General features: G+C 67.4%; 16 protein-coding genes. 12 read left to right on the forward strand and 4 right to left on the reverse strand.

Annotated elements, in window-relative coordinates; genetic code table 11:
• Position 1: 1 nt before the first annotated feature.
• The gene (locus ABID41_RS05715) at positions 2–1,189 is read right to left on the reverse strand and encodes an acyl-CoA dehydrogenase family protein (protein WP_331928874.1); all 1,188 of its coding nucleotides are present in this window, start codon (positions 1,187–1,189) and stop codon (positions 2–4) included.
• Between the two features lie 368 nt (positions 1,190–1,557).
• On the opposite strand from ABID41_RS05715, the gene ABID41_RS05720 reads away from it, so the two are divergent.
• Genes ABID41_RS05720 through ABID41_RS05770 form a run of 11 tightly spaced genes read left to right on the forward strand, consistent with a single transcriptional unit; the run spans position 1,558 to position 9,245 of the window.
• Positions 1,558–1,839, forward strand: a complete 282-nt coding sequence (locus tag ABID41_RS05720) for an STAS domain-containing protein (RefSeq protein ID WP_331928876.1) — start codon at positions 1,558–1,560, stop codon at positions 1,837–1,839.
• A gap of 11 nt (positions 1,840–1,850) precedes the next feature.
• Positions 1,851–2,216, forward strand: coding sequence for a response regulator (locus ABID41_RS05725; RefSeq protein WP_331928877.1), 366 nt, complete (start codon positions 1,851–1,853; stop codon positions 2,214–2,216).
• Between the two features lie 25 nt (positions 2,217–2,241).
• On the forward strand, positions 2,242–4,506 hold the full coding sequence (locus ABID41_RS05730) for a chemotaxis protein CheA (protein ID WP_354297284.1): 2,265 nt from the start codon (positions 2,242–2,244) through the stop codon (positions 4,504–4,506).
• A gap of 2 nt (positions 4,507–4,508) precedes the next feature.
• A complete protein-coding gene (locus tag ABID41_RS05735; protein WP_414696003.1) occupies positions 4,509–4,979 on the forward strand; it encodes a chemotaxis protein CheW in 471 nt (156 codons plus the stop codon).
• Entirely contained in the window at positions 4,976–5,854 is an 879-nt protein-coding gene (locus ABID41_RS05740; RefSeq protein ID WP_331932494.1) for a CheR family methyltransferase, read from the forward strand. The genes ABID41_RS05735 and ABID41_RS05740 overlap by 4 nt, the downstream gene beginning before the upstream one ends.
• Complete coding sequence (locus ABID41_RS05745; protein WP_331932516.1) at positions 5,851–6,891, forward strand: protein-glutamate methylesterase/protein-glutamine glutaminase; 1,041 nt, start codon at positions 5,851–5,853, stop codon at positions 6,889–6,891. The genes ABID41_RS05740 and ABID41_RS05745 overlap by 4 nt, the downstream gene beginning before the upstream one ends.
• The gene (locus ABID41_RS05750; RefSeq protein WP_331932495.1) at positions 6,891–7,280 is read left to right on the forward strand and encodes a response regulator; all 390 of its coding nucleotides are present in this window, start codon (positions 6,891–6,893) and stop codon (positions 7,278–7,280) included. The genes ABID41_RS05745 and ABID41_RS05750 overlap by 1 nt, the downstream gene beginning before the upstream one ends.
• A complete protein-coding gene (locus ABID41_RS05755; RefSeq protein ID WP_331932496.1) occupies positions 7,277–7,837 on the forward strand; it encodes a chemotaxis protein CheD in 561 nt (186 codons plus the stop codon). Before ABID41_RS05750 ends, ABID41_RS05755 begins: the two co-directional genes overlap by 4 nt.
• The gene (locus tag ABID41_RS05760; protein ID WP_331932497.1) at positions 7,837–8,190 is read left to right on the forward strand and encodes a hypothetical protein; all 354 of its coding nucleotides are present in this window, start codon (positions 7,837–7,839) and stop codon (positions 8,188–8,190) included. Before ABID41_RS05755 ends, ABID41_RS05760 begins: the two co-directional genes overlap by 1 nt.
• Before the next feature lie 12 nt (positions 8,191–8,202).
• Complete coding sequence (locus ABID41_RS05765; RefSeq protein WP_331932498.1) at positions 8,203–8,799, forward strand: response regulator; 597 nt, start codon at positions 8,203–8,205, stop codon at positions 8,797–8,799.
• Positions 8,796–9,245: a hypothetical protein gene (locus tag ABID41_RS05770; protein WP_331932499.1), complete on the forward strand. Its 450-nt coding sequence runs from the start codon at positions 8,796–8,798 to the stop codon at positions 9,243–9,245. The genes ABID41_RS05765 and ABID41_RS05770 overlap by 4 nt, the downstream gene beginning before the upstream one ends.
• 6 nt (positions 9,246–9,251) lie before the next feature.
• On the opposite strand, the gene ABID41_RS05775 is transcribed toward ABID41_RS05770, so the two are convergent.
• Both ABID41_RS05775 and ABID41_RS05780 read right to left on the reverse strand, forming a co-directional pair.
• Positions 9,252–9,719, reverse strand: a complete 468-nt coding sequence (locus ABID41_RS05775) for a hypothetical protein (RefSeq protein ID WP_331932500.1) — start codon at positions 9,717–9,719, stop codon at positions 9,252–9,254.
• Positions 9,716–10,312 (reverse strand): response regulator, encoded by a 597-nt coding sequence (locus ABID41_RS05780; protein ID WP_331932501.1) that lies wholly within the window; start codon positions 10,310–10,312, stop codon positions 9,716–9,718. Before ABID41_RS05780 ends, ABID41_RS05775 begins: the two co-directional genes overlap by 4 nt.
• Positions 10,313–10,468: 156 nt before the next feature.
• On the opposite strand from ABID41_RS05780, the gene ABID41_RS05785 reads away from it, so the two are divergent.
• A complete protein-coding gene (locus ABID41_RS05785) occupies positions 10,469–11,599 on the forward strand; it encodes a zinc-binding dehydrogenase (protein WP_331932502.1) in 1,131 nt (376 codons plus the stop codon).
• A gap of 44 nt (positions 11,600–11,643) precedes the next feature.
• Here ABID41_RS05785 and ABID41_RS05790 read toward each other — a convergent pair whose 3' ends face one another.
• Entirely contained in the window at positions 11,644–14,592 is a 2,949-nt protein-coding gene (locus ABID41_RS05790) for a TonB-dependent receptor domain-containing protein (RefSeq protein ID WP_331932503.1), read from the reverse strand.
• Between the last annotated feature and the right edge of the window lie 159 nt (positions 14,593–14,751).

The raw sequence follows: 14,751 nt of genomic DNA on the forward strand, positions 1-14,751 counted from the left end.
GTCAGGCGCTCGCCAGCTTCGGTTCGCGCGGCATGCCCAGGCCGCGCTCGGAGATGATGTTCTTCTGGATCTGGGCGGTGCCGCCGCCGATGATCAGGCCAAGGTCGAACATGTAGTCCCGCTGCCAGCCGCCCTTGGCGCGCAGATGCGGCCCATCCTCGTAGAGCACGCCCAGTTCGCCCAGGGCGTCGATCGCCAAGGCCGCGATCTGGTGGTTGAGTTCGCAGCCCTGCAGCTTGACCACCAGGCCGGCCATGCCCGGCGGCTCGCCGTTCAGGGACGAGGTCAGGTTCCGCAGGCCGTTGAACTTCATCGCCATGACCCGCGCCTGCAGGCGCATGGCGCGGTCGCGCAGGATCGGGTCGTCGATCAGCCGCCGTCCATCGACGCTCTCGGTCTTCATCAGCTCGATCAGCGAATGCAGCCGCGCCTCCGTGGCGTTGGGATCGCCCAGCATGCCGCGTTCGTGCTTCAGGGTGGCGTTGGCGACGAACCAGCCCTTGCCGCGCCCGCCGACCACCGCGCTCTTGGGCACGCGGACATCGGTGAAGAACACTTCGTTGAACTCGGCCGAACCGGTCATGGTCTTCAGCGGCCGCACCTCGATCCCCGGCGTCTTCATCGAGAACAGCAGGTAGGAGATGCCGTCGTGCTTGGGCGCGTCCGGCTCGGTCCGCACGAGGCAGAAGATCATGTCGGCCTGGGCCGCCGTGCTTGTCCAGATCTTCGAGCCGGAGATCAGGAAATCGTCGCCATCCTCCACCGCCTTGGTCTGCAGCGAGGCGAGGTCCGAGCCCGCGCCCGGTTCCGAATACCCCTGGCACCAGACCACCTCGCCGCGCAGGGTCGGGCCGATCCAGCGCTGCTTCTGCTCCTCCGACCCGACCTCGAGCAGGGTCGGGACCAGCATGGAGATGCCCTGGTTGGCGAAGCCTCGCGGCGCGCCGGCGGCGGTGAACTCCTCGGCGATGATGCGGGCCTTCAGGATGTCGGGCTCGGCGCCGTAACCGCCATAGACCTTCGGGATGGTGCGGGCCGCATAGCCGTTTTCGATGAGCAGGCGCTGCCACTCCAGCGCAGCCTCACGAGGACGGGCCGCCTCGCCCACATAGCGGTCCCGGTGCTTCGTCAGGAAACTGCGGACTTCCTGGCGAAAACCTTCCATTTCCGGGGTCAATCTAAGGTCCATCGGCATCCTCCCGGCCAGGATTTTCGCCTAGGCGAGCATCGCTGGAGGACCGGCGCAAGAGTGACCTTGCGGAACCGGAAATTCAGCGGCGGCGCGCCGCCCGGTAACCAATTGTAAAACGGCGCGCTCTAGCGAAAGACCGGGGGGACTTCTATTCGGCAAGGCCGGCGAAGCGCTGCTGCGGATGGCCAGCCGCGCGGCCGAAAGATCGCGGCTGGCGCCGTTAACCCGAATGGATCCAGTCACCCGGCAGGATACGGCCCCGATCGAGGCCGGACACGCGCTTGCACAGAGGTCGCAGGCCGCAGCCCGGCGGTTGGGGATTGTTCTAGACGGCCCGCAGTAGGCGGCGCCCACGGGGGAATACGATGTCGGATTCGCAAGCGCCGGCGGTGGTCAGCCTGCCGCCTATCCTTGACCTGCAGGCGGCCGAGCCTCTGCGGGCCGAGTTGCTGGCCCTGCGTGGCCGCCCGGTGCGCCTCGACGCTTCCCAGGTCACCCGGCTGGGCGGCCTTTGCCTGCAAGTGCTGATGGCTACGCGGAAAATTTGGGCCGAGGACAGCCTTAGCTTAACCGTGGATCAACCGTCGTCGGTCTTTTCAGAACAACTGGCCGCTTTCGGCGCGCCCGAGCTGCAATTCGAGGTCTAAGGGGGATTCTCGTGAGCAAGACCGTTCTGACGATCGATGACAGCCGCACCATGCGGGAAATGCTGAACCACGCGCTGGTCCAGGCCGGATACACCGTGATCCAGGCCGTGGATGGCGTGGAGGGGCTGGAAGTCCTGCAGGCCAACGGCGCCGACGTCGTCATCACCGATATCAACATGCCCCGCCTGGATGGCTTCGGGGTGATCGAGGGCGTGCGCGCCAATCCGGACTATCGGGCGACGCCGATCCTGGTGCTCACCACCGAGAGCGACGCGGCCAAGAAGGAGCGAGCTCGCGCGGCCGGCGCCACCGGCTGGATCGTGAAGCCCTTCAATCCGGTGAAGCTGGTCGAAGCCGTCCGCCGCGTCGCCGCCTGACCCATCCACGATCCGGAGCGCTCCGTTGGACCCGTTCGAGAGCATCAAGCAGACCTTCTTCCAGGAGTGCGACGAACTCCTGACCGACGCCGAGCAGGGTCTGCTGGCGATGGAGACTGGCGACGCCGACGGCGAGACGATCAACGCCGTCTTCCGGGCCGTGCACTCGGTCAAGGGCGGAGCCGGCGCCTTCGGCCTCGAGGAGTTGATCCGCTTCGCCCACGTCTTCGAGACGGTGATGGACGAGCTCCGCTCGGGGAAGATGGAGCTCACCAACGAGGTCGCCAAGACGCTGCTGCGCGCCTTCGACGTGCTGGCCGACCACGTGGCGGCCGCCCGCGACGGGACCATGGTCGACGAGGCCCGCTCCAGCGGAATGATCGCCGAACTGAAGGCGCTGATCGGCGACGACGGAATGGAGGAAGAGGGCGACCTCGGCGACGAGGACTTCGGCTTCGTGCCGATGGCGGTTTCGATCGACGACGAGCCTGTCGGCGAAGCGGCCGGCGACTTCGACCTGCCCCCGCCGGTCGCTCTGGACGAGCCGCAGGCTGCCGCCGGCGCCACCTGGATCATCGAGTTCGCCCCCAAGACCAGCATGTACGCCAAGGCCAACGAGGCCGGGCTGGTGCTGCGCGAACTGGCCCGCCTGGGCGAAAGCGAAGTGACGCTGGACGACAGCGCCCTGCCGTCGCTCGACCAGATGCAGGCCGAACACGCCTATCTGAGCTGGACCATCCGCCTGACCACCGAGGCCGACGAGGCCTCGATCCGCGAAGTATTCGAGTTCGTCGAGGACGACTGCGTCCTTTCGATCCGCTGCGAAGACGCCGCCGAGCCCGCCGCCACCCCTGTGAAAGCCTCGTCGAGCGACGATGAGCTCGCCCGCCGCAGCGCCGAGGAGCCGCTCGACATCGCCGCCCTGCTCGCGCGGGTCGCCGCCACCCCTGAGCCCGAGGCTGAAGCCGCCCCAGTCGCGGTCACGCCTGAACCTGCGCCTGAAGCCGCGCCGGCCGCTGCTGCTCCGGCCGCCGCGCCCGCCAAGACCCAAGCGCCGGCCAACACCAATACGGCGGCCGCCCCTCAGGCCACGATCCGCGTCGACCTGGACCGGGTGGATCGCCTGATCAACGCCGTGGGCGAGCTGGTCATCCAGCAGGCCATGCTGTCCCAGCGCGTCCTGGAGAGCGGACTGGCCCGGTCGTCCAATGTCGTCCTCGGCCTTGAGGACCTCGAACTGCTGACCCGGGAAATCCAGGACAGCGTGATGGCCATCCGCGCCCAGCCGGTGAAGAGCGTCTTCCAGCGCATGCCCCGCCTGGTGCGTGAGGTCGCCGACATGGTCGGCAAGCGCGTCAAGCTGGTCATGGAAGGCGAGAACACCGAAGTCGACAAGACCGTCATCGAGCGGCTCACCGACCCGATCACCCACATGTTGCGCAACGCCATCGACCACGGGCTGGAAGCGCCCGACGAGCGCGGAGCGGCCGGCAAGCCGGCCGAGGGCGTGGTCCACATGCGGGCCCTGCACCGCGGGGGACGCATCGTGATCGAGATCCAGGACGACGGCCGCGGAATCAACCGCCCGCGAGTCCGCGGCATCGCCGTCGAAAAGGGCCTGATCACCGAAGATGCGGTGCTGTCGGACGAGGAAATCGACAACCTGATCTTCCTGCCCGGCTTCTCCACCGCCGAAACCATTTCGAATGTCTCCGGCCGCGGCGTGGGGATGGACGTGGTCCGCCGCTCGATCCAGGGCCTGGGCGGGCGCATCTCGATCTCCTCGGAGCCGGGCAAGGGCTCGAAGTTCACCATGTCCCTGCCGCTGACCCTGGCGGTGCTGGACGGCATGGTCGTGACCGCCGCGGAACAGACCCTGGTGGCGCCGCTCTCGGCCATCGTCGAGAGCCTGACCCCGCGCGCCGAGGACGTGCACTATGTCGGCGGCAAGGACGCGGTGATCCGCATCCGCGAGACCTTCGTGCCGCTGATCGACGTCGGTGTGGCCCTCGGCTTCCGCGACGTCCCGACCGAGCCGTCGCAAGGCGTGGCCGTGCTGGTGGAAAGCGAAGGCGGCGGCAAGGCGGCCCTGCTGGTCGAGGCGATCCAGGGTCAGCGCCAGGTCGTGATCAAGAGCCTCGAAGCCAACTACCAGCAAATCGAAGGCATCGCCGCGGCGACCATCCTGGGCGACGGCCGCGTCGCCCTGATCCTCGACGTCGACGCCCTCGTCACCACCCAGCACCGACGCAAGCCGAGCCCTCGGGCCGAAAAGCGAATGGCAGGATGAGCATGAACGATCCGATGACCCCGGCGGCCGCCGGCGCGCGCCGCGAATTGATCGCCTTCCGCATCGCCGACCAGGAATTCTGCGTCGATATCATGCAGGTGCGTGAGATCCGCGGCTGGACGCCTGCGACTCCCCTGCCCCGCACCCCTTCGTTTATGAAGGGCGTCATCAACCTGCGCGGCGCGGTGTTGCCGATCGTGGACCTGGGCGCGCGCCTGGGCCTGACGACCAGCGAACCCAGCGCCCGCCACGTTATCATGGTGGTCAATATCGGCGGACGGACCATCGGCCTGCTGGTCGAGGCGGTCAGCGACATCATCAATGTCAGCGACGATATGGTGCAGCCTACCCCGGACGTGGCCTGCGACCAGGTGAAGACCTTCGTGAAGGGCCTGTTCGCCATCGACGGGCGCATGGTCAGTCTGATCTCGCTGGACCGCGTGCTGCCGGAGACCGAGGCCGAGGCTGCATGACGACCGGCGCCGACACGCGCGCCCGGGGGGGCGGAGCCGGCCTGGTCGAAGGCGAGTTCCTGTTCACCGACGAGGACTTCCGCAAGATCGCACAGATCCTGCACAGCCACGCCGGCATCGCGCTGGCCGAGGGCAAGGCCGCGCTTGTCTATTCGCGGCTGGCCAAGCGGCTGCGGTCGCTGGGCCTGCGCTCCTTCCGTGAGTATTGCGCCCTGGTCGAGGGCAATCAGGGTCTGGACGAGCGCCAGGCCATGATGGCCGCCCTGACCACCAATGTGACCCGCTATTTCCGCGAACCGCACCACTTCGACCACCTGCGTGAAGTGGTGATGCCGACCCTGGCCGAGCGGGCGCGCAAGGGCGGCCGCGTGCGCCTCTGGTCGGCCGCCTGCTCCAACGGCCAGGAGCCCTACTCCATGGCCATCACCGTCCTGCAGGCCCTTCCGGAGGCGGCCAGCCTGGACGTGAAGATCCTCGCCACCGACATCGACCCGAACATGATCGCCGAGGGCAAGGCGGGCGTGTATCGCGAGGACGCCGTCGCCCCGGTGCCGCTGGACCTGCGCCGCAAGTGGTTCAGGAAGGCGACCGGCGGCTGGGAAGTCGCGGACGACCTGCGCGACCTGGTGGCGTTCCGCGAGCTGAACCTCATCGGCGAATGGCCGATGCGCGGGAAGTTCGACGCCATCTTCTGCCGCAACGTGGTGATCTATTTCGACGAGCCGACCCAAGAGCGGATCTGGAGCCGTTTCGCCCCGATGCTGGAGCCGGGCGGCACGCTCTATATCGGCCATTCCGAGCGGGTCACCGGACCCGCCGCGTCCCGGTTCGAGACCACCGGCCTGACCACCTACGCACTGAAGGGAGCCGCCTGATGAGCATCGGGGTCCTGGTCGTCGACGACAGCGCGACCATGCGCGGCCTGATCGCCGCTGCGCTGAAGCGCGATCCCGACATCGAGGTGCTGGGCTTCGCCAACGATCCGATCGAGGCGCGCGAGCAGATCAAGAAGCTCAATCCCGACGTGGTCACCCTGGACGTCGAGATGCCGAAGATGAACGGCATCGAGTTCCTCGAGAAGATCATGCGGCTTCGGCCGACCCCGGTGGTGATGGTCTCGACCCTCACCCAGGCCGGCGCCGACGTGACCCTGGCGGCCCTGGAACTGGGCGCGGTGGACTGCATCGGCAAGCCGGTAGGCGGGGTCACGGCCCAGGAAGCCTTCTCGGAGCTCACCGCCAAGGTGAAGGCCGCCGCCCGCGCGCGGGTGAAGCCCTATAGCGGCCCGGCCGCTCCCGTCGAGCGGGACAGCGACTATCGCGCGTCAGACTGCGTCCTGGCGATCGGCTCGTCGACCGGTGGGGTCGAAGCGCTGATGACCATCCTGGCGACCTTTCCGGCCACCTGCCCGCCGACCGTCATCACCCAGCACATGCCGGCGACCTTCACCAAGAGTTTCGCCGCGCGGCTGGACAAGATCTCGGGGGCTCATGTCACCGAGGCCAAGGACGGCGATCGGCTGGTCCCCGGCCACGTCTACCTCGCCCCTGGCGGCGACCTGCATATGGAAGTGGCCGGCGTCTCTCAGCCCGTCATCCGTCTGCGAGCGGGCGAGCCGGTCAACGGCCACCGGCCTTCGGTGGACGTGCTGTTCGAATCGATGGCCAAATTGCACCGTCCGACGGTCGGCGTAATCTTGACCGGCATGGGCCGGGACGGCGCGGCCGGCCTGCTCACCATGCGTCAGTCCGGCGCCCGCACGCTGGGCCAGGACGAGTCCTCAAGCGTCGTCTACGGCATGCCGAGGGTCGCCTTCGAAATCGGCGCCGTCGAAAGGCAGTACGGCCTTTCCCGGATGGGCCCCGCAATATTGAACCTCTGCTCCGCCGCAGACCACCAAAGGACCGCGTGATGCCCGCAGCCGCCAGCATCAAGACCTTGATCGTCGATGACCAGCAGACCATGCGTTCGCTGATCCGCACCAGCCTGAACGCCCTGGGCATCTCCAACACCCGCGAGGCGCCGGACGGCGAGGAGGCCCTGCGCCAGTTGATCCAGGGGCCAGCGAACCTGGTGATCACCGACTTCAACATGCCCAAGCTGGACGGGCTGGGCCTGCTGCGCGCGATCCGCGCCCACGGCCCGACCTCCAAGACGGCGGTGATCATGCTGACCGGCCGCGCGGACCGCGAGCTCGTGCAGCGCGCCGTGCAGTTCGGCGTCAACAACTACCTGGTGAAGCCCTTCACCACCCAGACGTTGAAGGAAAAGATCGAAGCGGTGTTCGGCCCCCTCACATGATCGTCGAGAACGTCCCCGGACGACCTGGCAGACGGATCCATGTGGTGCAGGGCGAGCATCACATCTCGAACGATCCGGATGTCGTCTTGACCACGATCCTCGGATCGTGCGTGGCCGTGTGCATGCGCGATCCCAAAGCCGGGGTCGGAGGGATGAACCACTTTCTCCTGCCGGAAGGCCGCGCCGAGGGACTGGACGAAGGCCGCCGCTACGGCGCCTACGCCATGGAACTGCTGATCAACGACCTGCTGCGCGCCGGCGCGCGCCGTGATCGGCTGGAGGCCAAGCTGTTCGGCGGCGCGAGGATGTTCGGCGGGCTCTCGGACGTCGGCGCGTCCAACGCGGCCTTCGCGGAAAAATTCCTCCGCGACGAAGGTATTCCGGTCGTCGGATCGAGCCTGGGCGGGCTTTCGGCGCGGCGGGTTCGATACTGGCCGACCACCGGCCGCGCCCAGCAGCGGACGGTCACTGATAACGCCGAGCTAACCCATCTGCGCGAACCTGTGGCCAGAGTTCCGGCTCTCGTCTCCGACGAGGGATCGGTGGAGCTGTTCTGATGAGCCCTGTCCCCGTCCGCGCGCCCGAGGTCCTGTCGTCGATCGCCCAGGAGCTGGAGCATGCAGGCCAGCTTTGCGACCGCCTGGAGACCCTCGTCACCCAGTTGGTGCGCGCCACGCGCGGCGAGCCGCTGGCGATCGCCCTGCACGAGGCCCAGACCCTGGACGTGCTGACCCAGCATCTGGCGGCCCTGGCGACCTTCAGCCGCAACCTGTCGAGCCAGGGCGAGAGCGCCGGCTACGACCTGCGCCAGGCGGTGGCTGGAGTGACCCTCGGCGACCTGGCGGGGCGCTTGTCGGGCGTCAGCGCCGAGGCGGCCGGCGCCGACGCCGGCGACCTGGACCTTTTCTGAGACCGTCCGGTCATGGCCCTCGACCCCAAGATCAGGATCAACCTGGACCGCTCGGTAGTCCTGCTGGTCGACGACAATCCGCAGGCGCTCGAGGCGCTGTCCTCGATGTTCCGCGGCTTCGGGGTCCGCAAGCAGTTCAAGGCGGCCTCGGGGGCCGAGGCGATGCACATCGTCAAGACCCAGGAACTCGACCTCATCATCACCGACTCCTCCATGCCTGACATGGACGGCTACGACTTCGTCCGCTGGCTGCGCCGAGAGGGGCCGGACGCGGCCCGGTTCGCCCCGGTGATCATGCTGACCGGCCACGCCGCCCGCAGCATGGTGGAAAAGAGCCGCGATTCCGGCGCCAACTTCGTGGTCTCCAAGCCCTTCACCCCCGAGATCCTGCTGCAGCGGGTGTTCTGGGTGGCCAAGGATGAGCGCCAGATGGTGGTGGCCGCGAGCTATGTCGGCCCCGACCGCCGTTTCAAGAACGTCGGGCCGCCGCTCGGCATGAAGGGTCGGCGCAAGGACGACCTTTCAGGTCATGTGGGGGCTGCGACCACGCCGAACATGGATCAATCCGATATCGACATGCTGTTGAGACCTTCGAAGGTGCAGCTATGAGCGAAGCACAATTTGTCCGGGTCAAATATCGCCTGACCGAGCAGGTCGCCCAGCCGGGCGGCATGACCGCCGGCCTGGCGAGCGAACGCGCGCAACGCGAACTCGCCGCCTATGCGGGCGACGCCATGAAGTCGCTGGGCGCTATGATCTCGCGCATGGAGGCCATGAGCCGCGAGCAGACCGCCAGTCTCGACAGCGTCTATGAGGAGGCCTCGACCATCCTCGACATCGCCGGCGTGTTCGACAAGCGCATGCTCTGCGACGCCTGCTACAGCCTCTGCGAACTGGTGGATCGTCAGCGCACGCACCAGCGCCAGGACTGGGTCGCCATCGTCGTGCACGTCAACGCCCTGCGCCTCCTGTGGAGCAAGGACGGCCAGGAGCCGGACTCCCTGAAGTCCGTCGTCGACGGCCTCTGGACGATCACCGACCGCCTCGCCCCCTGACGACGTCTAGCGAGCGTATCGCTGGGTGACCTTGCGCAAGCCGGCGAGGATCACCTCGGCCCCGGCCTTGTCCGATGCGGGCGCGCGCAGCAGCAGGCGGAAGGCGGCCAGGTGGACGGCGATCGCCTCGGCGTCCCAGCATTCCTGGCCCTTCAGGTAATCGACCAGATCGGCCAGGCTGATCAGCACTGTGTCGACCGCATCCAGCCCCGAGACACTGGCGACCCCGATCGGCCTGGAGACGATCTCGTAGAGTTCGTTCACGACCACCGCGTCGTAGCCGTTCCTCGCCCGCGCGGCGCAGGTCTCGGCCTGCTCCAGCGCCGCTTCCAGTTCGGCCGCGCATTGGCGCTTGAGGCCTTCGAGCCGCTCGCCCGAGCGTGCGACCGCAACGGTTACAGGCAAGCCGCCGGGCGCCTGCAGCAGCTTGGCCAGGCGCACCGAGGGCGTGAAGATCTTCACCCCGCCGCTCATAGTTCCACGCGCCTTGTCCTGACCATGCCGTCGATGAGTTCCTGATCCATGTTGGGGCCCTCGGCCTGGCCGATCTCGCCCTTCAGGTCGTCGCGCCGGCGACCGACCATGCCCGGCGGCACGCCCGCGTTCTTGAAACGACGATCGGGGCCGACATAGGTATCGCACTCCACGAAGCACCGGCCCTCGCGGGCGATCCAGAGGATGCGTTCGAGCAGCGTGATCGGCGTCAGCGGCTTGGCCATGATGAAATGTGCGCCGCAATCGCGCGCCTTCGCGACCGCGTGGCTCGGCGTGTGGCCGGAGATGAGAAGGACCGGCACGTAGCGGTTGGGCTCGATCCGGCTGGCCCGCAGCCACTTGATGAACTCGTAGCCTTCGCCGCGCATGGCGTCGCAGATCACGAGGTCCAGCTCGACCCGGCCCACCGTCTCCTGGGCCTCCGCCACCGACTCGCAGCGATGCAGGACCTTGGCGCCGAACCCGGTGAGGATCTGCACGAGGATTCCCATCCCCATGCCCGAATCCTCCAGCAGGAGCACCGAGGCCCGCTCCAGATTGAAGCGGACGCGAGAATCCGGATTCAGCCCCATATGCTTCCCGACCAAGATCGTACGGCCAAGCTAGACCGTGGCGGTTAACAACTGATTCAGCGGCTTCCTCCCGCCCTTCGGCGCAAAGGAGAATTGCCGAGCCGCCGCGCCGTCCTTACTTGGCCTTGAGAAACAATCGGGATCGGAGGAACCCCCATGGCCGAGAGCCTGCAACTGCGTTCGCTGGTGAAGTCCAGCGGCGAACTGGAACTTTCCCTGGCGCGCGTGCCGATCCCCGAACCGGGCGCTGACGAGGTGGTGGTGCGGATCGAAGCCTCGCCGATCAATCCGTCGGACCTTGGCCTGCTGCTGGGCCCGGCCGACCTCTCCAAGCTCAAGGTGAACGGCTCAGGCGACGACGCCGTGGTGACCGCGCCCGTGCCGCAGCAGTTCCTGCGCGCCCTGACCGCGCGGCTGGACCAGTCGATGCCGGTCGGCAACGAAGGCGCCGGGGTCGTGATCGCCGCTGGCGCCTCGCCGCAGGCCCAGGGCCTGATGGGCAAGACCGTCGCCCTGCTCGGCGGCGCCATGTACGCGCAGCATCGCCTGGCGAAGGCGGCGGACGTGCTGGTGCTGCCCGATGACGCGACGCCGGCGGACGGCGCCTCGTGCTTCGTCAATCCGCTGACGGCGCTCAGCATGACCGAGGTCATGCGCCGCGAGGGCCACACCGCCCTGGTGCACACGGCCGCCGCGTCCAACCTCGGGCAGATGCTCCAGAAAATCTGCACCAAGGATGGCATCGGGCTGGTCAATATCGTCCGTAGCCAGCAGCAGGTCGAGCTGCTGAAGGGCATTGGCGCTCAGCACGTTCTGGACTCGACCGCGCCGGATTTCATGGACCGCCTGGTCGAGGCGCTGGACGCCACCGGCGCCACCCTGGCCTTCGACGCGATCGGCGGCGGCAAGCTGGCCTCGCAGATCCTGTCGGCCATGGAGATCGTCGCCAGCCGCAAGGCCACCGAATACAGCCGCTATGGCTCGGCCGTGCACAAGCAGGTCTACATCTATGGCGGCCTGGACACCCGGCCGACGGAGCTGGCCCGCAACTACGGCCTCAACTGGGGCGTCAGCGGCTGGCTGCTGACCCCGTTCCTCGCCAAGATCGGCCCGGAGGCCGCCGGCAAGCTGCGGGCCCGCGTCGCCGCCGAGTTGAAGACCACCTTCGCCAGCCACTACACGGCGCAGATCTCCCTAGCCGAGGTCCTCAAGCCGGAGGTCATCGCCGCCTACAACAAGCGCGCGACCGGAGAAAAGTATCTGGTGGCGCCGAACAAGGGCGCCTGATCGGAGAGAGGTGGCCTCGGGCGTCCCGAGGCCACCGAACCGGATCAGAACCGCTTGCGGACCCCCAGCTTGAAGGTGCGGCCCAGCGGGTTCGAGGTCAGTGCGTCGTAGTTCAGCTCCGTCCGCGCAAAGGACGGATCGCGGTCGAACACGTTCTGGACCGTGAAGGTCGCGGTCGTGTCCCAGGGCAGTTCCACGCGATAGGCGAGGTCGTGCTGGATGTAGGCCTCGATCTTCCGCCCGGAATAGGTGACCGCATTGGCCGGAACCGTCGGAGTCGGCGAGACCTGCGTGTTGGCGGCGGTGCTGGTGAACTGCGCCGTGCGCTGGTCGATGTAGCCGTCGATGTAGCGCACGGTCCAACGGAGGTTGTGCCTGTCGCGGGTGAACTCGGCATAGGCCTCGGCTTTCCACTCCGGAAGCGGATAGGCCAGGCTGTTGCCGAAGTTGGCGAAGCCCACGGCGTCGGTCTCGGGAGCGAAGGTCACGCCGCTGATCACCAGCTCGTTGACGGTGTAGTCGAGGATGTAGCTGAGGCTGCTGCCCAGTTGCAGATTGCCGCCCATCACGTCCGGAAGGTCCAGCGTCGCCAGCACGTCGATGCCCGAGGTCGTGGTATCGGGGCCGTTGATCTGCGAGAGCTTCACCGAGGCGACATTGGCCGCCGAACACGGACCGCTGAAGGTGAAGTGCTGGGCGATGAACGGATCGGACAGGTCGCACACGCCCGTGCCCGTCGGGAACGCCACGTTGAGCACCGCCTGGAGCGGCTCTGTGGTCAGCAGTTTCTCGAGCTTGAAGTCCCAGTAGTCGATCGTCGCCCGGAAGTTGCCGATGTCGAGGATCGCGCCGACGCTGTAGGTGAAGGCGGTTTCCGGCTCGAGCTCAGGATTGCCGGTCACCTCGACGGGCCGGAACGTGCCCAGGACGTTCTGCAGCGTAACGCCGGTGTCCGGGGCCAGCGAGGTCAGCGGCGGCGCGCGGAAGGTGGTGCCCACCGAGCCGCGGAAGGCCAGCCAGCCGAGCGCCTGCCAGCGCACCGAGGCCTTCGGGTTGAAGGTCGTTCCGCCCTGGTCGCCGAAGTCCTCGTATCGCGCCGCGAGCACCAGGTTGAGGTTGTCGGTGATCGGCGCGTTGAGCTCGACGAACCCAGCATAGGAGTCGCGGCTCAGGTCCTGCGGATTGAGGTTGCCCAGGAACACGAAGGGCGACGTCGGGGTCGGGAAGCAGGTGGTCGAACCGGTGATCGGGGTGTCCGGGCACGGCGTCTCGACATTGCTGCTAAGCGGGTCCGGATCGGTGTTGTACATCGTCCGCAGCCACTGGAAGCCGACGGCCCAGCCCACCTGCCCGCCCGGCAGGGTCAGGTCCGACTGGCCATTGAAGACCAGGTTGGTCTCGATGACCTCCTGGACCGTGAACTGCTCGTCCGCTCGGGTGAAGAACCAGGCCAGGAGGTCCTTGTTGGTGTTCTCCAGCGCCGGGTTGAAACCGGGATTCTGCAGACCGAGGATCGGGTGGCCCGAAATGCTGTTCGAGAACGGGTTCAGGTAGAAGCAGCCCGCTGCGGCGTTGCCGGCGTTGGCCGGGTTCTGCCAGGGACAGGCCGGCCCCCCCAGGCCGCGCAGGGCCAGTTGCAGTCGGCCGGTGACGGCGTCGTAGCCGTAGCGCTCGCTCTCGTAGCGGCCATAGGTGGTGTTGAGGTCCCAGCCCGCCTCGCCCAGGAAGCCGAGCTTGGGCGTCTCGCCCTGCAGCGAGGCCGAGAGCCGCAGGTTGCGCCGTTCGCGGTAGAGGATGGACTCTTTGTTGCCGAACAGCGGGTTGCCCCCGGTCAGGAAGGGACGCCATTGCGCCAGTTGGATCACGGCCCCGGCGGTGGGCGCCGGGCACTGGGTCGGATTGGCCGCGCAATAGGCGGCGAAGCCCGGATTGGTGATCGGCACATAGAAGAAGTTTGAGCCGGGCGGCTGGTCCGGCGCGGGCGTGGCCCAGGTCGAGACATTGGTGAAGCCGGCCGGCAGCACGGTCTGGCTGATAGGCCGGGAGGTCGTGTAGCTCGGCGTGGTGTTGACCGAAGGCGTCTCGGTGTAGGCGTACATGGCTTCCGCATGGAAGCGCAGGGTGTCGGTCAGGTCGGCGTTGAACTCGCCGTAGATCTGGGCCGAGCGAGTCTTGTCGACGATGTTGTCCCAGACCAGCGGCTGGCTGCGGCAAAGGCCATCGGCCGTGACGACGCCGCCCAGGACCGCACAGCCGACGTCGGCGCGGCGCGCGCCGACCGGGGTGAAGGTCGCCCCGACGGGAATGAAGCTCATCGGGCTGGAACCCGTAGACCAGGTGGCCTCGGGATTCTCGTGGAACTCCCGCATCGCCCAGTCGCGTTCGACGATCGGGAGGTCGGCGCGGAACTGGTAGCCGGCCGACACCAGCACGTCGAAGCGGTCCCAGGCCTTGCCGGCGGTGATGCTGGCGCTGTAGTCGCCGTCCGAACCGTCGATCGCGCGGTAGTCCGCGCTGACCTCCACGCCGGTGAAGTTCTTGCGCGTGATGAAGTTGACCACCCCGCCGATGGCGTCCGAGCCATAGGTCGAGGCCGCGCCGTCCTTCAGCACCTCAACCCGGCCGATGGCGGACATTGGCAAGGCGTTCGTGTCGTCGGCCGCGAGCCGGTGGCCGTTGAGCAGCACCAGGGTCCGCGTTGGGCCGAGGCCGCGCAGGTTCACCGAGCCTGCGCCTTCGGACGCCTGCCCGCGCCCGGAAGTGAACTGGTTGGATTCGCCGAGTACACCGCTCGAGGCGGTCAGCGACTTAATCATCTCGACCATGGTCGGAGAGCCCTGCTTCTGCAGTTCTTCCGAGGAGATCACGTCGACGGGAAGGGCCGCATCCTCCGGCGTTCCGCGAATGAAGGAGCCGGTGACCACCACCTCCTCGACCGTGGAGGCTCTCTGGTTCTGGGCGGAGGCGGAAGTCGCAGCAACTAGGGCGAGCACAGACGCACTCGCGAACACGTACGTGAATCGCACAGCTAATCTCCCCAATGGTCTGGCGCACGTTTCTTTGCCGCACGCCTAGGTTTTCCCCATCATGGGAGGAGGAACGCGATCTGCGCAATTCTTATTTTGGGTACGGGAAGCCCGGCCATTAAAATT

Origin of the sequence: Phenylobacterium koreense, from assembly GCF_040545335.1 — a bacterium.
Taxonomy (GTDB): Bacteria; Pseudomonadota; Alphaproteobacteria; order Caulobacterales; family Caulobacteraceae; genus Phenylobacterium; species Phenylobacterium koreense.